The sequence below is a fragment of the Mycobacterium scrofulaceum genome (genome assembly GCF_002086735.1).
In the GTDB taxonomy this organism is placed as follows: Bacteria; Actinomycetota; Actinomycetes; order Mycobacteriales; family Mycobacteriaceae; genus Mycobacterium; species Mycobacterium scrofulaceum.
This window is the reverse complement of record NZ_MVIJ01000005.1, coordinates 15708-33763: the sequence shown is the minus strand read 5'-3', so window position 1 is coordinate 33763 and position 18056 is coordinate 15708. Positions and strand designations below refer to the sequence as shown.

Here is an 18056-nt window from a genome sequence, read left to right as displayed (position 1 = left end):
CTAGGCGGCCTCTCCGGAATCCGACGGGGCGTTGACGTCGTCGGGCAGTGCGGCCCGGGCGACGTCGACCAGCGCGGTGAAGGCCGCGGGATCGGTGATCGCGATGTCGGCGAGGTTCTTGCGGTCCACCTCGACACCGGCGGCCTTCAGACCCTGGATCAGCCGGTTGTAGGTGATGTCGTTGGCGCGCGCCGCCGCGTTGATCCGCGAGATCCACAGCTTGCGGAACTCGCCCTTGCGCGCGCGCCGGTCACGGTAGGCGTAGTTCAGCGAATGCAGCTGCTGCTCTTTGGCTTTGCGGTAGAGGCGTGATCGCTGGCCGCGATAGCCCTTCGAGGCCTTGAGAATGCTGCGCCTCTTCTTGTGGGCGTTGACCGCCCGCTTCACGCGTGCCATGGGAAGTTCCTACTCTCGTTGCTAAGTAAATGGTGGGTGCCGGCGCCGACGGGCCCCGGCGCGATGATCAGCCGTTCAGCAGCGCGTTGATTCGCTTGGTGTCGTTGGCCGACACGGTGGTGCGGCCTTCGAGCCGACGGGTCCGGGTCGACGACTTGTGCTCCAGCAGGTGCCGACGATTGGCTTTCTGGCGGACGATCTTGCCGGTTCCGGTGCGCCGGAACCGCTTCGAAGCCCCGCTATGGGTCTTGGCCTTGGGCATGTTTCCTCTACTTCTGCTTCTTCGGTTCTGTGTCGTGCCGGTCAGTTGGGTGAAGGGTTGGGCTCGGCGGAGGCCTCGGTGTCCGGCGCGGTGCCGTCCCCGTGTCCCTCGGGGTGCCGCGCCCTGGCGCGAGTCTTCGCGCCGCGGTGCGGGGCCAGCACCATCGTCATGTTGCGGCCGTCCTGCTTGGCGGACGTCTCGACGAAGCCGTATTCGGCCACGTCCGCGCCCAGCCGCTGCAGCAGCCGGTAGCCCAGTTCAGGCCGCGACTGCTCACGTCCGCGGAACATGATGGTGACCTTCACCTTCGAACCCGCCTCCAGGAAGCGGATCACGTGGCCCTTCTTGGTCTCGTAATCGTGATCGTCGATCTTCGGTCGGAGCTTCTGCTCTTTGACGACGGTCTGCTGCTGGTTCCGGCGGGATTCGCGCGCCTTTTGCGCCGCCTCGTATTTGAACTTGCCGTAGTCCATGATCTTGCAGACGGGGGGTCTGGCGTTCGGGGCAACTTCGACAAGGTCGAGATCGGCGTCCGCAGCGACGCGCAGTGCGTCTTCGATGCGCACTATGCCTACCTGCTCTCCCCCTGGGCCGATCAATCTGACTTCAGGTACGCGGATGCGCTCATTGACGCGGGTCTCAGTGCTGATGGGGCCTCCCTTGTTGGGCTTATACGTGTCCTGCATCGCCGGCCAGGGCCTGGGTCCGATTCGGATTCAGCGGCGGAAACACCACACCACCAGCAGAAAAGCCCTGCCATAGCAGGGCCCAATGCCGACCGATCACGGCTTGCCATTGGCCAAGCCGCCCGCGTCGCTCGCGGGGACAGACACGCGCGATGTCTGTGACCGGACCACGGAGCCTTGAGAAATCTCGTGGCCCGCGGTGGGAGTGGGACTCCACTTAACTGTTCCTGGCCTTCGCCGGGATGGTCGCGAACGCCAGTTTAGCAGCCACGGGGCGGCTTTTCGTACTTCGCCCCCGAGCCCCGTCGGGCACGCAGGCACGCGGACGCAACCGGACCGAACTATTGCCGGCCACTCTTAGCGCTTCGTCAAGCTTTTCACGGACTGAGGGCATATCCTCGCGGTCTGTGACACTCGCTTCATCTCGGTCGGGGTCCCGTTCGGGATCCCGCGGTCGGTCGCATTCCCGGTATCGCTGGGTGCCGGCGGCGGCCGGGTGGATCGTGGGCGTCATCGCCACCGTGTCGTTGCTGGCCAGCGTGTCCCCGGCGATCCGGTGGCTGATCAAGGTTCCCCGCGAGTTCATCAACGACTACCTGTTCAACTTCCCGGACACCAGCATCGCGTGGTCGTTCGTGCTGGCATTGCTGGCCGCGGCGCTGACCGCGCGGAAGCGGGTCGCCTGGCTGGTGTTGCTGGGCCAGATGATCCTGGCCGCCGGGGTGAACGTCGCCGACATGGCCGCGGGCGACAACACCGCGGCCGAGACGTTCGGCGAGAACCTGGGCTTCGCGGTGCACATCGTCGCGATCGTCCTGCTGGTGCTGGCCTACCGGGAGTTCTGGGCCAAGGTGCGCAGGGGCGCGCTGGTCAAAGCCGCCGCGGTGCTGGTCGCCGGCGACGTGATCGGGATCCTGCTGTCCTGGGGCCTGGTTGAGCTGTGGCCCGGCACGCTGGCGCGCCCGGACCGCCTGCCCTACGTGGCCAACCGGGTGGTCGGATTCGCCCTGGCCGACCCGGACCTGTTCACCGGCAGGCCGCACGTGTTCCTCAACGCGATCTTCGGCCTGTTCGGCGCGTTGGCGCTGATCATGGCGACCATCGTGCTCTTCCAGTCACAGCGCGCCGAGAACGCCTTGACGGGCGAGGACGAGTCGGCGATCCGCGGGCTCCTCGAATTGTGGGGCAAGAACGACTCGCTCGGGTACTTCGCGACCCGCCGCGACAAGTCGGTGGTGTTCGCGCAGAGTGGCCGCGCCGCCATCACCTACCGCGTCGAAGTCGGGGTCTGCCTGGCCAGTGGCGACCCGATCGGCGACCCGCGCGCGTGGCCGCAAGCCATCGACGCGTGGCTCGGGCTGTGCCAGACCTACGGATGGGCGCCGGGCGTGATGGGCGCCAGCACGCAGGGGGCCCGCGTCTATCGGGAAGCCGGGCTCAACGCGCTGGAGTTGGGCGACGAGGCGATCCTGCGGACCGCCGACTTCCGGTTGTCCGGCCCCGACATGCGCGGAGTGCGCCAGGCCGTGACCCGGGCCCGCCGCGCCGGACTGACCTTGCGCATTCGGCGCCACCGCGACATCTCGGCCGACGAGATGGCCGAGACCATCAGCCGCGCCGACGCCTGGCGCGACACCCAGACCGAGCGCGGCTTCTCCATGGCGCTGGGCCGGCTCGGCGACCCCGCCGACGGGGACTGCCTGCTGGTCGAGGCGCTGGACCGCGAAGGCGCCGTCGTGGCGATGCTGTCGCTGGTCCCGTGGGGCACCACGGGCGTTTCCCTCGACTTGATGCGCCGCTCCCCGCAGTCCCCCAACGGCACCATCGAGCTGATGGTCAGCGAGCTCGCCCTGACCGCCGAAAAGCTTGGCATCAGCCGTATTTCGCTGAACTTCGCGATGTTCCGCTCGGCCTTCGAGCAGGGCGCCCAACTCGGCGCCGGCCCCGTTGCCCGGTTGTGGCGGGGCCTGCTCCTGTTCTTCTCGCGGTGGTGGCAGCTGGAGACGCTGTACCGCTCGAACATGAAGTACCAGCCCGAGTGGGTTCCGCGCTACGCCTGCTACGAGGATGCGCGGCTGATCCCGCGGGTCGGCGTCGCCTCGGTGATCGCGGAGGGCTTCCTGGTGCTCCCGTTCACCCGGCGGGAACGGGTGCACACCGGCCATCACCCCGCGGTGCCGTCGCAGCTGGTGGAGTCGGGTCTGCTGCACCACGACGGCTCGGCGCCCGACGTCAGCGAGCTGCAACAACGACGCGACGACGCGGAGCTCGAAGAGTCCAGGGCCCGCCTGCCCGAGCAGGTGCGGGTGCGCCTGGCCAAGCTGAAGATACTGCGGCGCAACGGAGTCGACGCCTATCCGGTGGGCAGCCCACCCAGCCACACCGTGGCCGGGGCGCTGGACGCCGACGACCAGGAAGCCGTCTCGGTGTCGGGCCGCATCTTGCGCATACGCGACTACGGCGGGGTGTTGTTCGCCCAGCTGCGGGACTGGTCGGGCGAATTGCAGGTGCTGCTGGAGAACTCACGCCTGGAGCACAGCCGCACCGCGGATTTCACCGCGGCCATCGACCTCGGTGACCTGGTCGAGATGAGCGGGCACATGGGTTTTTCCAAGAACGGCACCCGGTCGCTGATCGTGCGCGACTGGCGGATGATCGGAAAGTGCCTGCGGCCGTTGCCGAACAAGTGGAAGGGCCTGACCGACCCCGAGGCCCGGGTGCGGACCCGCTACGTCGACCTGGCGGTCAATCCGGAGTCCCGCGAGCTGATCACGGCGCGCAGCAGCGTCCTGCGCTCCGTCCGGGAAACGTTGTTCGCCAAGGGTTTCATCGAGGTCGAGACGCCGATCCTGCAGCAGATCCACGGCGGGGCCACCGCCCGGCCGTTCGTGACCCACATCAACACCTATGACATGGACCTGTTCCTGCGCATCGCGCCGGAGCTGTACCTCAAACGGCTGTGCGTCGGCGGCGTGGAGCGGGTGTTCGAGCTCGGCCGGGCCTTCCGCAACGAGGGGGTGGACTTCAGCCACAACCCGGAGTTCACGCTGCTGGAGGCTTACCAGGCGCACGCCGACTACCGAGTCTGGATCGACGGCTGCCGGGAGCTCATCCAGAACGCCGCGCAGGCCGCCCATGGGGAACAGACCGTGCTGCGGCCCGCCGACGGCAGCCACCTCCAACCGGTCGACATCTCCGGGGACTGGCCGGTCAAGACCGTGCACGACGCGGTGTCCGAGGCGCTCGGCGAGCACATCGACCCCGACACTCCCCTGTCCGTCTTGCGCAAATTCTCCGACGCCGCCCACATTCCGTACCGGGCGCAGTGGGACGCCGGCGCCGTGGTGCTGGAGCTCTACGAGCACCTGGTGGAGGACCGGACCGAGCGACCGACCTTCTACATCGACTTCCCCACCTCCGTCTCGCCGCTGACCCGGCCGCACCGCACCCGGCGCGGCGTCGCCGAGCGGTGGGACCTGGTGGCGTGGGGGGTCGAGCTGGGGACCGCCTACAGCGAGCTGACCGACCCGGTGGAGCAGCGGCGCCGGTTGCGGGAGCAGTCGCTGCTGGCCGCCGGCGGCGATCCGGAGGCGATGGAACTCGACGAGGATTTCCTGCAGGCGATGGAATACGCGATGCCGCCGACCGGCGGGCTCGGCATGGGCATCGATCGGCTCGTCATGCTCATAACCGGCCGCAGCATCCGCGAGACCCTGCCGTTTCCGCTGGCCAAGCCGCACTAGCCGGCCCGCGCAGGGGTGGTCCGCCGACAGCGAACATTCGGTGAATGTGTTCCAGGGCGGTTAACAATGGCTCACAATGAAAGCCGTGACCGCGGCGACGACTAATGCCACGACGCAGTTGCTGGCAAGTAGTCACACGTCCCTGATGCACGGCTGGCTGCCCTCCACGATCCAGGTGGTCACCGCGGTGGTGCTCACGCTCGCCGTCGGGTGGCGGTCGCGCCGGTGGCGGACAGTGTGGCTGCCCGCGGCCGCGCTGGCCGGGGCCGCCGCGGCCTACCTGACGCACTGGTACATCGTGGACCGCGGCCTGTCCGACGAACCCGCCCCGGCCGCGCTGTGGCTGTGGATCACGTTGACCGGCACGGCGGCGGCGGTCCTGGTGCTGGGGTGGCGCGGGGCCCGCTTCTGGCGGCGCGGCGCCGGGCTGCTCGCGGTGCCGTTGTGCGCGCTGTGCGCCGCGCTGGTGCTCAACCTGTGGGTGGGCTACTTCCCGACCGTGCAGGAAGCCTGGAGCCAGCTCACCTCCGGCCCGCTGCCCGACCAGGCCGACCAGGCCACCGTCACCGCGCTGGCCGCCAAGCGGGCGCGACCGCCGCACGGCAGCGTCGTCCCCGTCGTGATCCCCTCCGACGCCTCGCATTTCAAGCACCGCGGCGAGCTGGTTTACCTGCCGCCCGAATGGTTCGCCAGCAGCCCGCCGCCGGCGCTGCCGACGGTCATGATGATCGGGGGGCAGTTCAACACCCCCGCGGACTGGACCCGCGCGGGCAACGCGGTCAAGACGATCGACGATTTCGCCGCCGCCCACGACGGCAAGGCGCCGGTGCTGGTGTTCGTCGACTCCGGCGGGGCGTTCAACAACGACACCGAATGCGTCAACGGCGTGCGCGGCAACGCCGCCGACCATCTCACCAAAGACGTGGTGCCGTACCTGGTTTCCAAGTTCGGCGTCAGCGCCGACCGGTCCAATTGGGGCGTCGCCGGCTGGTCCATGGGCGGCACCTGCGCCCTGGACCTGACCGTGATGCACCCGGACATGTTCAGCGCGTTCGTCGACGTCGCCGGCGACTTCTTTCCGAACGCCGGGAACAAGGCCCAGACCATCGCCCGGCTATTCGGCGGCAACGCCGACGCGTGGGCGGCTTTCGACCCGACCACGGTGATCAGCAGGCACGGACCGTACCGCGACGTGGCCGGCTGGTTCGCGATCTCCTCCGACGGGCCGCGGACGCCGCGCCACGACCCGCCGACGACCGACGGCGGCGCGATCCGGCTGGCCGGCCTGGAGGCGGCCGCCGACCCCGGCAACCAGACGGCGGCCGCGTATTCGCTGTGCGCCCTCGGGCGTGCCAACGGGATCGACTGCGCGGTGCTGGCGCAGCCCGGCAAGCACGACTGGCCGTTCGCCGACCGCGTCTTCGCCGCCGCACTGCCGTGGCTGGCCGGCCGGCTGGGCACCCCGGGGATCCCGCGCAGCGCGCTGCCCGGCGCCGCCCCGCCCGCCGCCACCCCGGTCGTCGTTCCGGCCAACCATTCCCGATAGCCGCCGGTGCTTTCGGTGGCGAGGATTCGGCGTGCCGTCTTCGCGCGGCACTGCAATCCGTGGAGCGCCTGGACGCGCTGGGCGAGCACCCCGCTGATCCTGGTGCCGCCGTGGACGCGGCGCTGGAGCCATGCGGCGTGGATTGCGCTGTGGCTGGCCGTGAATCCGTTCGTCTTCGGCGAGCCGGCGCACCGGCGGGCGTGGTCGACACGGGCGATGCTCGGCGAGGAGTTGTGGATCAGCCGTCGTCCCCGGGACGCGGCCATGGCGGTCAGCGCGCTGACGTCGGCCGCCGCGGTCGGTGCCGTCGTCGCCGCCCACAGGCGCCGGCCGCTGCCCGCGGCGGGCGCCGCCGCGGTGCAAATGGCGTTGACGCTGGTGTATTGGGAGCAGATGGTGAGGTATCTGGAACGGGAGCGTGGCGATGCCTGAGGAACCAACCCCACCCGACACGGGGTACGACGGCACGGGTGTGCCGACCTTCGAATCGGTCCGCGAGAAGATCGAAGGCCGCTACGCGACGGCGCAGGGCGCCGCGGAACTCGATGCCGATTCCGCGGAGGGCCGGTCGGTCGAGGAACAGTACGAGGAGCGCGAACGCGCGGCCGCCGAGCGGTTGGCGCAGATCCGCGAATCCATGCGGCGCGACAGTCACGAAACATAAACGGCTGCGGCGTCTTTCGGCGTGTCGGCGCAGCCGTTTATGTGTCGTGGGGCGCCGGGGCGCCGTAGGCCGGTTCAGGCGGTGGCTTTGCGCCGCCGGGTGGACCGCCGCGGCGGCGGGGTGGCGCGGCCGATGACCTCGGCCAGGAACTTCCCGGTGTAGCTCTCCGGCACCGCGGCGATGTCCTCCGGGGTGCCCTCGGCGACAACGGTCCCGCCCTCCGCGCCGCCCTCGGGCCCCATGTCGACGATCCAGTCCGACGTCTTGATGACGTCCAGGTTGTGCTCGATCACGATGACCGTGTTGCCCTTGTCGACCAGCCCGTTGATGACGGTCAGCAGCTTGCGGATGTCGTCGAAGTGCAGGCCCGTGGTGGGCTCGTCGAGGATGTAGATCGTCCGCCCCGTCGAGCGCTTCTGCAGCTCGGCGGCCAGCTTGACGCGCTGGGCCTCGCCCCCGGACAGCGTCGGGGCGGGCTGGCCCAGCCGGACGTAACCCAGTCCGACGTCGACCAGCGTGCGCAGGTAGCGGTGGATGCCGGTGATCGGCTCGAAGAACTCCGCCGCCTCCTCGATCGACATGTCCAGCACTTCGGAGATGGTCTTGCCCTTGTAGTGCACTTCCAGGGTTTCGCGGTTGTAGCGAGCGCCGTGGCAGACCTCGCACGGCACGTACACGTCGGGCAGGAAGTTCATCTCGATCTTGATCGTGCCGTCGCCCGTGCACGCCTCGCAGCGGCCGCCCTTGACGTTGAAGGAGAACCGGCCCGGTTGGTAGCCACGGACCTTGGCCTCCGTGGTCGCCGCGAACAGGGTGCGGATCTTGTCGAACACGCCGGTGTAGGTGGCCGGGTTGGACCGCGGCGTGCGGCCGATCGGCGACTGGTCCACCCGCACCAGCTTGTCCAGGTGGTCCAGGCCCGTCACCCGGGTGTGCCGCCCCGGCACCAGCCGGGCGCCGTTGAGCCGGTTGGCCAGCACCGTGGCCAGGATGTCGTTGACCAGCGTGGACTTGCCGGAGCCGGACACGCCGGTCACCGAGGTGAGCACGCCCAGCGGGAACGAGACGTCGATGCCGCGCAGGTTGTGCTCGCGCGCGCCGACGACGGTGAGCTGACGCTTGCGGTCTATCGCACGCCGGATCGCCGGCATCGCGATGGCCTCCTTGCCCGACAGGAAGGCGCCGGTGATCGAGTCCGGGTTGGCCAGCAGGTCGGCGTACGTTCCGCTGTGCACGATCTCGCCGCCGTGCTCGCCGGCCCGCGGGCCGATGTCGACGATCCAGTCGGCGTGGGCGATGGTGTCCTCGTCGTGCTCGACCACGATCAGCGTGTTACCCAAATCCCTTAAGCGGGTGAGGGTTTCGATGAGCCGGCGGTTGTCGCGCTGGTGCAGGCCGATAGACGGCTCGTCGAGCACGTAGAGCACGCCCACCAGGCCGGACCCGATCTGGGTGGCCAGCCGGATGCGTTGCGCCTCACCCCCGGACAGCGTGGCCGCCGCCCGCGACAACGACAGGTAGTCCAGCCCCACGTCGAGCAAAAAGCCCAGCCGCGACTGGATCTCCTTGAGCACCTGCCCGGCGATCGCCTGCTCGCGGGGCCCCAGGGTGAGCGCGTTCAGGAAGTCCGAACAGTCGGCGATCGACAGCTCGGACACCTCGGCGATGGACTTCGCGCCCCGGTCCCCCGCGGACAGGGTCACCGCCAGGATCTCCGGCTTGAGCCGCGTGCCGTCGCACTCCGGGCAGGGCACGTCGCGCATGAAGCCCTCGTAGCGTTCCTTCATCTGCTCGGATTCGGTCTGGGCCATCTTGCGTTGCAGGAACGCCAGCACCCCCTCGAAATCCGCGTAGTACGAACGGGTTCGGCCGTACCGGTTGCGGTAGCGCACGTGCACCTGATGGTCGGAGCCCTCGAGGATCGCCTTGCGCGCCTTGGCCGGCAGCTTGCGCCACGGCGTATCCACGTCGAAGCCCATCTCGTCGCCGAGCCCGGCCATCATGCGGGTGAAATACTCCGCGGTGTGTCCCGTCGACCACGGCGCCACCGCGCCCTCGGCCAGGGTGCGCTCGGGGTCGGGCACCACCAGGTCCGGGTCGACCTCCTTGCGGATGCCCAGGCCGGTGCACTCGGGGCACGCGCCGTAGGGCGAGTTGAACGAGAACGACCGCGGCTCCAGGTCGTCGACCGCCAGCGCGTGCCCGTTGGGGCAGGCCAGCTTCTCGGAGAACCGCTGCTCGCGGTTGTGCGCGTCGTGTTCGTGGTCGACGAATTCCAGCACCACGATGCCGTCGGCCAGGTTCAGCGCGGTCTCCACCGAGTCGGTGAGCCGCTGCTTGGCGCTGGCCTTGACGGTGAGGCGGTCCACCACCACCTCGATGTCGTGCTTCTCCTGCTTCTTCAGCTTCGGCGGGTCGGTCAGCGAGTGCACCACGCCGTCCACCCGCACCCGGCTGTACCCCTGGGCGTTGAGCTTCTCGAACAGGTCGGCGAACTCGCCCTTGCGGGTGCGCACCACCGGGGCCAGCACCTGGAAACGGGTGCCCTCCGGCATCGCCAGCACCTGGTCCACGATTTGCTGGGGCGTCTGGCGGGCGATCCGCTCGCCGCAGACCGGGCAGTGCGGTGTGCCCGCCCGGGCGTAGAGCAACCGGAGGTAGTCGTACACCTCGGTGATGGTCCCGACGGTCGACCGCGGGTTGCGGTTGGTCGACTTCTGATCGATGGACACCGCCGGGGACAGGCCCTCGATGAAGTCGACGTCGGGCTTGTCCATCTGCCCCAGGAACTGACGCGCGTAGGCCGACAGCGACTCCACATACCGGCGCTGCCCCTCGGCGAAAATCGTGTCGAACGCCAGCGACGATTTGCCCGAGCCCGACAGCCCGGTGAACACGATCAACGCGTCCCGCGGCAGGTCGAGGTCCACGCCCCGCAGGTTGTGTTCGCGGGCGCCCTTGACGATCAGGCGGTCAGCCACGCTGCCCTCTCTCAGTGAATCTTTGACGTGCTCGTGCCGATGATGCGCACGGCGCATTCCATGCTATGTGCCCATACCGACAAGCATCGTTTGACCAGTAACGTGGCCGCTATGACTGCCCCCGACAAGGTGAGCGACAACTACACCGGACACGTCGACCCCGGCACCGCGGCCCGCCGGACCCTACCCGGCGCCACGATCCTAAAGGCGTCGGTGGGCCCCATGGACAACAATGCGTATCTGGTGACTTGTTCCGCGACCGGCGAGACGTTGTTGATCGACGCCGCCAACGACGCCGACGTGCTGATCGGCCTGGTCCGGGAGTACGCGCCGAAGGTGTCGCTGATCGTCACCAGCCATCAGCACTTCGACCACTGGCAGGCGCTGGAGGCCGTGGCCGCGGCCACCGGCGCCCCGACCGCCGCCAACGAGATCGACGCCGAAGCGCTGCCCGTCAAGCCGGATCGTTTGCTGGCGGGCGGCGACACCGTCCGGATCGGCGAGCTGCGGTTCGACGTCATTCACCTGCGCGGCCACACGCCCGGGTCGATCGCGCTCGCCCTCGACGGGCCGGCGACCGGCGGCACCACCCAGTTGTTCACGGGCGACTGCCTCTTCCCGGGCGGCGTGGGCAAGACCTGGAAGGCGGGCGATTTCGACCAGCTGCTCGACGACGTCACCACAAGGGTGTTCGACGTGTACGACGACTCCACCGTCGTCTACCCCGGCCACGGCGACGACACCGTGCTCGGCGCGGAGCGCCCGCACCTGGCCGAATGGCGCGAACGGGGCTGGTAGCGCGGGCTCGTGGCGATCGCGAGCGCGGCGTAGCCGGGCGAGGCGGGTCGCCACCATCGGGCTCGTGGCGATCGCGAGCGCGGCGTAGCCGGGCGAGGCGGGTCGCCACCATCGGGCTCGTGGCGATCGCGAGCGCGGCGTAGCCGGGCGAGGCGGGTCGCCGCCACCGGGCTCGTGGCGATCGCGAGCGCGGCGTAGCCGGGCGAGGCGGGTCGCCGCCACCGAGCTACGACGTGGTGTGCACGATCAGCACGTCGACCTTGGCCCGCCGCGAGACGTTGGCCGGCACCGATCCCAGCAGCCGGCCCGCGATGGTGCTCAGGCCGACGTTGCCGACGACCAGCAGGTCGGCCTTTTCGTCCTCGGCCAGCTTGACCAGCGCGTCGACCGGGGCGCCGACGATTGGGCGCTCCTCGACGTTCTTGGCCCCGGCCTTGTGGGCCCGCTCCTTGGCGTCTTGCAGGATCGCGTAAATCGGCGCGGTGCCGGACACCTTGTAGCTCTCGTCGCGCAGGGCGTCGGCGGCCCGGGAGTCCTCATGCTGGGGCAGGTACGCCGACGCGACGATCAGCTTGGCGTCCGGCCCGGCGATCTGCGCCGCCTTGTCTACCGCACGCATTGACGAGTCCGAGCCGTCGGTTCCCACCACCACAGTCCGATAGGCGCCCATTTACCCTCCCTGATTCGGTTGGTCAGCCAACTCAAGACACTATCGCGTTTGCCGGTTGCAGAGGGAACAGATTAGCGACACTGCCCGGCGCGGCGTGTCGACAATTTGCGGGCCACCGCCGAGTCAACGGACAATATCGCCGATGACTAATCCATCAAATGCTCGGGGCCGGGCCGGAAAGCGTTGCATAACGCAGCTTTTCGCCGAATGCGAGCGCCGCGGCCGAATAGGTTGCGGACGATTTGTGAGCCGCCCCCGCGATTCCGCTTTACAGTGACAAGCATCATGTCCACGCCCACCGTCGCGCAGCGCGTCGCGGATGAAGTCGAGGAGCCGGCGCCGGAGCGTCGGCCCGGCAGGTTGCTCGATCCGTGGGCGATCGCCGTGTTCGCGGCCGTGGTCAGCGGCGCCTGGGCCTGCAGGCCGTCCCTGTGGTTCGACGAGGGCGCGACCATCTCGGCCGCGGCGAGCCGGACCCTGGCCGAGTTGTGGCGGCTGCTGAGCCACATCGACGCGGTTCACGGGTTGTACTACCTGCTGATGCACGGTTGGTTCGTCCTGTTCCCGCCGACCGAGTTCTGGTCGCGGGCGCCCAGCGCGCTGGCGGTCGGCGCGGCCGCCGCGGGCGTCACGGTGTTCGCCCGGCAGTTCGCGACCCGGCCGACCGCGGTCTGCGCCGGCGTCATGTTCGCCATCCTTCCGCGCACCACCTGGGCGGGCATGGAGGCGCGACCCTACGCCTTCGCGGCCGCCGCGGCGGCCTGGCTCACCGTGTTGCTCGTCGCCGCCACCAAACGCAACCGACCGCGATTGTGGGTGTGTTATGCGCTCGCGTTGATGCTCGCAATTCTGCTCAATTTGAACCTGGTGCTATTGGTGCCGGTTTACGCCGTCATGGTCCCGCTGCTGGCGCCCGAGAAAGCGCGTAGGTCTCCCGCCATTTGGTGGGTGGTCAGCTCAACGGTCGCGGTCGGGGCCATGGTGCCGTTCATCGTGTTCGCCCACGCCCAGGTGTGGCAGGTCAACTGGATTTACCCGGTCAGCTGGCACTACGCGTTCGACATCATCCTGCGCCAGTACTTCGACCACAGCGTTCCTTTCGCGATCCTGGCCGCGGTCCTGATCGTGGCGGCCGTCGGGGCGCGGCTGGCCGGCGTCCGGCCGCCGCCCGGCGACATGCGCACGCTCCTGGTCGTCTGCGCGGCGTGGCTGGTCATCCCCACCGCGCTGGTGGTCGTCTATTCGGCCGCCAACGAACCGATCTATTACCCGCGCTACCTGATCTTCACCGCTCCCGCGATGGCCGTCGTGCTGGCCGTTTGCGTCGTCACGATCGCCCGCGGGCCGCGGCGCATCGCCGGTGTGATGCTGCTCTGCGCCCTGGCCGCCGTGCCGAACTACCTGTTCGTCCAGCGCTGGCCCTACGCCAAGGAGGGCTGGGATTACAGCCAGGTCGCCGACCTGATCAGCTCCCACGCGGCCCCCGGTGACTGCCTGATGGTGGACAACACCGTCCCGTGGCGGCCGGGACCGATCCGTGCGCTGCTGGCCACCCGGCCGGCGGCCTTCCGGTCGCTGATCGACGTGGAACGCGGGGCGTACGGGCCGAAGGTGGGGTCGTTGTGGGACGGCCACGTCGCCGTGTGGCTGACGACCGCCAAAATCAACAAGTGCCCGGCAATCTGGACCATTACCAATAAAGACTCGTCGCTGCCCGATCACCAATCCGGAGCGTCATTGCCGCCGGGACCGACATTCGCGCGCGCCCCCGCTTACCGATTTCCGAGTTATCTCGGATTCCACATTGTCGAACGCTGGCAGTTCCATTACTCGCAGGTGGTGAAGTCGACGCGGTGATTCGCCGCGCGGACCGTGGCGTGGAACGCCAATTGCTGGCTAGTTGACCGGTTTGCAGATCTGGGCCGCCGCGCCGCTGCCGGGCGGCAAGGTATAGGGCCTCCGACCCCTAGCGCACCGGCTGCGCCTCGCGCGCACCGCGGGTCGCGCCGTGCGACGCCGCGAGGCCGACGACGCTCAGCGCGGTGAAAGCCGTGAACAACCAGCGCGCCGCCAGCAGGTCGTCACCCATCGAGGAATTGACCACGACGCCCGCGAGGCCCGCGCCGAACGCCGCGGAGATCAGCTGCACAGTGTTGATCGCCGCCGCCGCGGCGCCGCCCTCGGCCGGGTCGTCGACGGAGGCCATCGCGCGCACCGACAGGTGCGGCCAGGCCATCCCGATCCCGGTCCCCGCCACCAGCAGTGCCACCGCCCACAGCGCCGACGTCCACAGTGACGACTCGGTGTGCCGGGCCGCCACGCCCAGCGCCAGCCCCGACGCCACGACCATCGGGGAGACCAAGATCACCCGTCCGATCGTGCGCTCACTCGTCACCGACGCGCTGACGATCTCGCTGACCGTCCAACCGAGGGCCAGCGCCGCGCCCAGGAAGCCGGCCGCAAGCGGGCTCAGATGCGCCAGTCGCTGACCGAAGAACGGCACGTAGGTGGTTACCATCGCCGCGCCCATCAGCACGCCCATGGTCAGGTAGATCGACTTCAGGGGCCCCGCACCGAACACGCTGGGTGGCAGCACGGCCGCGTGCATGCGCCAGTCGACGAACACGAACAGGCCGACCAGCACGACGCTTCCGGCGAGCAGCCCGACCGTGGCGAGGAAGTTCGACGGGACCTCGGCGACGCTGACCGCCAGGGCCGCCGCGCCGATCAGCAGCAGCGACCACACCGGCACCCTCGTCACCCTGGCGTCCGGATCCGGGTCGACCCTGGTCGAAGCCAGCGCGGCGGGCACCAGCATGGCCATGAGTGCGGTCAGCACCGCCATCGCGCCGAACGCCCACCGCCACAGCCCGAACTGCGCGAACAGCCCTCCCGTCGCCGGCCCGACCACCGTGGCCACCCCCCACATCGCCGACACCAGCGCCGATCCCCGGGTCCACAGGGAGCGCGGCAGCGCCGCGTTGATGACCGCGTACCCCAATCCGGCCAGCAGGCCGCCGGCGACGCCCTGTAGGGCGCGGCCCGCGATCAGCACCTCCATCCTCGGCGCCGCCCCGCACACCAGGCTGGCCGCGCCGAAGACGGCGAGCCCCACCAGGTAGGAGGTCCGCGCGCCGAAGCGCAGCAGCATCGGGTTGACCATGGTCGCCGCCACCACCGAGCCCACCAGGTACAGCGTCGTCACCCACGCGTAGAGGCGGCTGCCGCCGATCTCGGCGAGGGTGTTCGGCAGCAGGCTGCTGGTCAGAAACTCGTTGGTCGCGTACAGCGCGACGCCCCCGGCGAGCACGATCGAGGTGCGCAGGTATCTGCCGCCAAGCAGTTCGCGCCAGCTGCCTGGAGTGGTGGCGATGTCCGTCACCCCTCCACCGTATGAGGTACCCCCGGTGTGACGAGCGTCACTTGAGGCCGGCGGCGTCCATCCCCCGCAGTTCCTTCTTCAGGTCGGCGATCTCGTCGCGGAAGCGCGCGGCCAGCTCGAACTGCAGGTCGCGCGCGGCGGCCATCATCTGTTCGGTGAGGTCCTTGATCAGGTCGGCCAGTTCGGCGCGCGGCATGCTGGCGGTGTCGCGGCCCTCGAAGACGCCGGCGCTGACGGCGCGACCCGGCTCGCCCTGGGCGCGTCGGCCCCGGGACGCGTTGCGGCCGGACCCGCCAACCCCGACCTCGGTGGCCCCGGTATCGGCGGCCTCGCGATAGACCTGGTCGAGGATGTCGGCGATCTTCTTGCGCAGCGGCTGCGGATCGATGCCGTGGGCCTCGTTGTAGGCGATCTGCTTGGCCCGGCGCCGTTCGGTCTCGTCGATCGCCTCTTTCATCGAGTCGGTGATCGAGTCCGCGTACATGTGCACCTCGCCCGAGACGTTGCGGGCGGCACGGCCGATGGTCTGGATCAGGCTGCGCGAGGACCGCAGGAAGCCCTCCTTGTCGGCGTCGAGGATCGCCACCAGCGACACCTCGGGCAGGTCCAGGCCCTCACGCAGCAGGTTGATGCCGACGAGCACGTCGTAGTCACCCAGCCGCAGCTGGCGCAGTAGCTCCACGCGGCGCAGCGTGTCGACCTCCGAGTGCAGGTAGCGGACCCGGATGCCCATCTCCAGCAGGTAGTCGGTGAGGTCCTCGGCCATCTTCTTGGTCAGGGTCGTGACGAGCACCCGCTCGTCGGCGTCGGTGCGCTTGCGGATCTCCCCGATCAGGTCATCGATCTGCCCCTTCGTCGGCTTGACCACCACCTTCGGGTCGACCAGGCCGGTCGGCCGGATCACCTGCTCGACGAACTCGCCGGCGGCCTGGCTGAGCTCGTAGGGGCCCGGGGTGGCCGACAGGTACACCGTCTGGCCGATCCGGTCGGCGAACTCCTCCCAGGTCAGCGGGCGGTTGTCGCAGGCGGACGGCAGCCGGAACCCGTATTCGACCAGGTTGCGTTTGCGGGACATGTCGCCCTCGTACATGCCGCCGATCTGCGGCACCGTGACGTGCGACTCGTCGATGACCATCAGGAAGTCTTCCGGGAAGTAGTCGAGCAGGGTCGCGGGAGCTGACCCGGCCGGCCTCCCATCTATGTGCCTTGAGTAGTTTTCGATGCCCGAGCAGAACCCGACCTGGCGCATCATCTCGATGTCGTAATTGGTGCGCATCCGCAGCCGCTGCGCCTCCAGCAGCTTGCCCTGGCCCTCCAGCTCGGCCAGCCGCGCCGCCAGCTCCTCCTCGATCGTGGAGATGGCGTGGGCCATCCGCTCCGGGCCGGCGACGTAGTGGGTGGCCGGGAAGATGCGCAGCGAGTCGACCTGACGGATCACGTCACCGGTCAGCGGGTGCAGGTAGTACAGCGCCTCGACCTCGTCACCGAAGAACTCGATGCGCACCGCCAGCTCCTCGTAGGACGGGATGATCTCCACGGTGTCGCCGCGCACCCGGAACGAGCCGCGGGTGAAGGACAGGTCGTTGCGGGTGTATTGCACGTCGACCAGCAGCCGCAGCAGCGCGTCGCGGGGCACCTCGGTGCCCACGCTCAGCTCCACGGACCGGTCCAGGTAGGACTGCGGCGTGCCCAGGCCGTAGATGCACGACACCGAGGCCACCACGACCACGTCGCGCCGCGAGAGCAGCGACGACGTCGCGGAGTGCCGCAACCGCTCCACGTCGTCGTTGATCGAGCTGTCCTTCTCGATGTAGGTGTCCGTCTGCGCGATGTACGCCTCCGGCTGGTAGTAGTCGTAGTACGAGACGAAGTACTCGACGGCGTTGTGCGGCAACATCTCTCGCAGCTCGTTGGCGAGCTGGGCGGCCAGCGTCTTGTTCGGCGCCATGACCAGCGTCGGCCGCTGCAGCCGCTCGATGAGCCAGGCCGTGGTGGCCGACTTCCCCGTACCGGTGGCTCCGAGCAGCACCACGTCGCGCTCCCCCGCCCTGATGCGGCGTTCCAGCTCGTCGATCGCGGCCGGCTGGTCGCCCGCGGGCGCGTGCGGGCTGACGACCTCGAAGCGGCCGCCGACGCGCACGACCTCATCGACCGCGCGGTATTCCGAATGTGCGACTACGGGATGTTCCGTGGCGAAAGCCATGCCACCAGGGTAGATGCGTGCACCGACACGTGTCGTGGCGCTGCGGCTCGGCCAGCGCAGCCACAGCCCCATCCGTCACATCAGTACCGAGTTGGAGGGACCCAACGATCCGCGAATTCGATAGCGCCGGCGATATCAAATTCGAGAGTCGCTGAGGCTGGTCAGGGCCAGACTTTAAGATCGAATTGATGACGAGTTCTTCTGAGCTGGTGACCGTCAACCTCAGTGAGCGGGAGCGCGAGTTCATTCAGCAGGCGCTGGAACAGTGGGCGTTGTCGGCGGCCGACGCACCATTCCCTTATCAAGCGCTTGGGCTGTCGACCTGGGAAGAATTCGGTGCCCTCACCCTCCGCCTTGAGCGTGCCGTCGCCGACGGCGAGCCGCTGACGGACCTCGACTGGGCACGTGTGCTCTTTCTGACGGAAATCACCTGGGCCAGTGGTCTAGTCGGCGCTGGTCGAGATTTTGCGACGGTCACCGGGTTCTCCGACACCGAAGCTGTGCGGCTGTTACGTGGCCTGCAGCGCCGCCACAAAATCGGCGGACGCATGCGTGCCAAGTTGCTGTTTCCGAACGGTGGGAGGATCCGTACTACCGAGGAAATTGAGGATGAGAGACGTTATTGGGCGGATGTGCGGCACGAGCAGCAAGGCAGGCAATACCCGTCCGGGCTCTAGGCACATCAGCAGGCCTAGCGGTGTCAAACCGCCATAGTTACGACTACA

At 68.9% G+C, this 18056-nt stretch carries 14 protein-coding genes; 7 read left to right on the top strand and 7 right to left on the bottom strand.

Features of this window, described 5'->3' with window-relative positions:
• From rplT to infC, 3 genes are all read right to left on the bottom strand, one after another.
• On the bottom strand, positions 1 to 396 hold the full coding sequence (rplT, locus tag BST44_RS05225; RefSeq protein WP_083175458.1) for a 50S ribosomal protein L20: 396 nt from the start codon (positions 394 to 396) through the stop codon (positions 1 to 3).
• Positions 397 to 463: 67 nt separating this feature from the next.
• Positions 464 to 658, bottom strand: coding sequence for a 50S ribosomal protein L35 (rpmI, locus tag BST44_RS05220; RefSeq protein WP_083175457.1), 195 nt, complete (start codon positions 656 to 658; stop codon positions 464 to 466).
• Positions 659 to 699: 41 nt separating this feature from the next.
• Positions 700 to 1308: a translation initiation factor IF-3 gene (infC, locus tag BST44_RS05215; protein WP_244184733.1), complete on the bottom strand. Its 609-nt coding sequence runs from the start codon at positions 1306 to 1308 to the stop codon at positions 700 to 702.
• A gap of 443 nt (positions 1309 to 1751) precedes the next feature.
• Between infC and lysX the strand changes: the two genes are divergently transcribed.
• The 4 genes from lysX (at position 1752) to BST44_RS05195 (ending at position 7297) form a co-directional block, all read left to right on the top strand.
• Positions 1752 to 5087: a bifunctional lysylphosphatidylglycerol synthetase/lysine--tRNA ligase LysX gene (lysX, locus tag BST44_RS05210; RefSeq protein ID WP_083175454.1), complete on the top strand. Its 3336-nt coding sequence runs from the start codon at positions 1752 to 1754 to the stop codon at positions 5085 to 5087.
• 76 nt (positions 5088 to 5163) lie between these two features.
• Positions 5164 to 6633: an alpha/beta hydrolase gene (locus BST44_RS05205; RefSeq protein ID WP_208619728.1), complete on the top strand. Its 1470-nt coding sequence runs from the start codon at positions 5164 to 5166 to the stop codon at positions 6631 to 6633.
• A 6-nt stretch (positions 6634 to 6639) separates the two neighbouring features.
• Positions 6640 to 7065, top strand: a complete 426-nt coding sequence (locus tag BST44_RS05200) for a DUF6653 family protein (RefSeq protein ID WP_341865312.1) — start codon at positions 6640 to 6642, stop codon at positions 7063 to 7065.
• Positions 7058 to 7297, top strand: coding sequence for a PspA/IM30 family protein (locus tag BST44_RS05195; protein WP_083175584.1), 240 nt, complete (start codon positions 7058 to 7060; stop codon positions 7295 to 7297). The genes BST44_RS05200 and BST44_RS05195 overlap by 8 nt, the downstream gene beginning before the upstream one ends.
• A 74-nt stretch (positions 7298 to 7371) precedes the next feature.
• On the opposite strand, the gene uvrA is transcribed toward BST44_RS05195, so the two are convergent.
• Positions 7372 to 10278, bottom strand: coding sequence for an excinuclease ABC subunit UvrA (gene uvrA / locus BST44_RS05190; RefSeq protein WP_083175581.1), 2907 nt, complete (start codon positions 10276 to 10278; stop codon positions 7372 to 7374).
• Positions 10279 to 10389: 111 nt separating this feature from the next.
• On the opposite strand from uvrA, the gene BST44_RS05185 reads away from it, so the two are divergent.
• On the top strand, positions 10390 to 11076 hold the full coding sequence (locus BST44_RS05185) for an MBL fold metallo-hydrolase (RefSeq protein WP_083175451.1): 687 nt from the start codon (positions 10390 to 10392) through the stop codon (positions 11074 to 11076).
• Positions 11077 to 11302: 226 nt separating this feature from the next.
• Here the strand turns inward: BST44_RS05185 and BST44_RS05180 are convergent, their stop codons facing one another.
• A complete protein-coding gene (locus tag BST44_RS05180) occupies positions 11303 to 11746 on the bottom strand; it encodes a universal stress protein (RefSeq protein ID WP_083175449.1) in 444 nt (147 codons plus the stop codon).
• A gap of 285 nt (positions 11747 to 12031) precedes the next feature.
• On the opposite strand from BST44_RS05180, the gene BST44_RS05170 reads away from it, so the two are divergent.
• Positions 12032 to 13603, top strand: coding sequence for a mannosyltransferase (locus BST44_RS05170; RefSeq protein WP_083175582.1), 1572 nt, complete (start codon positions 12032 to 12034; stop codon positions 13601 to 13603).
• 109 nt (positions 13604 to 13712) lie between these two features.
• Here the strand turns inward: BST44_RS05170 and BST44_RS05165 are convergent, their stop codons facing one another.
• Both BST44_RS05165 and uvrB read right to left on the bottom strand, forming a co-directional pair.
• On the bottom strand, positions 13713 to 15128 hold the full coding sequence (locus BST44_RS05165; protein ID WP_083175447.1) for an MFS transporter: 1416 nt from the start codon (positions 15126 to 15128) through the stop codon (positions 13713 to 13715).
• A 37-nt stretch (positions 15129 to 15165) separates the two neighbouring features.
• Positions 15166 to 17331, bottom strand: a complete 2166-nt coding sequence (gene uvrB, locus BST44_RS05160) for an excinuclease ABC subunit UvrB (protein WP_083175579.1) — start codon at positions 17329 to 17331, stop codon at positions 15166 to 15168.
• Positions 17332 to 17519: 188 nt separating this feature from the next.
• Between uvrB and BST44_RS05155 the strand changes: the two genes are divergently transcribed.
• On the top strand, positions 17520 to 18008 hold the full coding sequence (locus tag BST44_RS05155) for a hypothetical protein (RefSeq protein ID WP_083175446.1): 489 nt from the start codon (positions 17520 to 17522) through the stop codon (positions 18006 to 18008).
• The last annotated feature ends 48 nt before the right edge of the window (positions 18009 to 18056 follow it).

What these genes read in the sequence shown, in the direction of transcription:
- rplT (WP_083175458.1), bottom strand. Translation starts at nt 396, where the DNA reads ATGGCACGCGTGAAGCGGGCGGTCAACGCCCACAAGAAGAGGCGCAGC.
- rpmI (WP_083175457.1), bottom strand. Translation starts at nt 658, where the DNA reads ATGCCCAAGGCCAAGACCCATAGCGGGGCTTCGAAGCGGTTCCGGCGC.
- BST44_RS05205 (WP_208619728.1), top strand. Translation starts at nt 5,164, where the DNA reads ATGAAAGCCGTGACCGCGGCGACGACTAATGCCACGACGCAGTTGCTG.
- BST44_RS05195 (WP_083175584.1), top strand. Translation starts at nt 7,058, where the DNA reads ATGCCTGAGGAACCAACCCCACCCGACACGGGGTACGACGGCACGGGT.
- BST44_RS05185 (WP_083175451.1), top strand. Translation starts at nt 10,390, where the DNA reads ATGACTGCCCCCGACAAGGTGAGCGACAACTACACCGGACACGTCGAC.
- BST44_RS05180 (WP_083175449.1), bottom strand. Translation starts at nt 11,746, where the DNA reads ATGGGCGCCTATCGGACTGTGGTGGTGGGAACCGACGGCTCGGACTCG.
- BST44_RS05170 (WP_083175582.1), top strand. Translation starts at nt 12,032, where the DNA reads ATGTCCACGCCCACCGTCGCGCAGCGCGTCGCGGATGAAGTCGAGGAG.
- uvrB (WP_083175579.1), bottom strand. Translation starts at nt 17,331, where the DNA reads ATGGCTTTCGCCACGGAACATCCCGTAGTCGCACATTCGGAATACCGC.
- BST44_RS05155 (WP_083175446.1), top strand. Translation starts at nt 17,520, where the DNA reads ATGACGAGTTCTTCTGAGCTGGTGACCGTCAACCTCAGTGAGCGGGAG.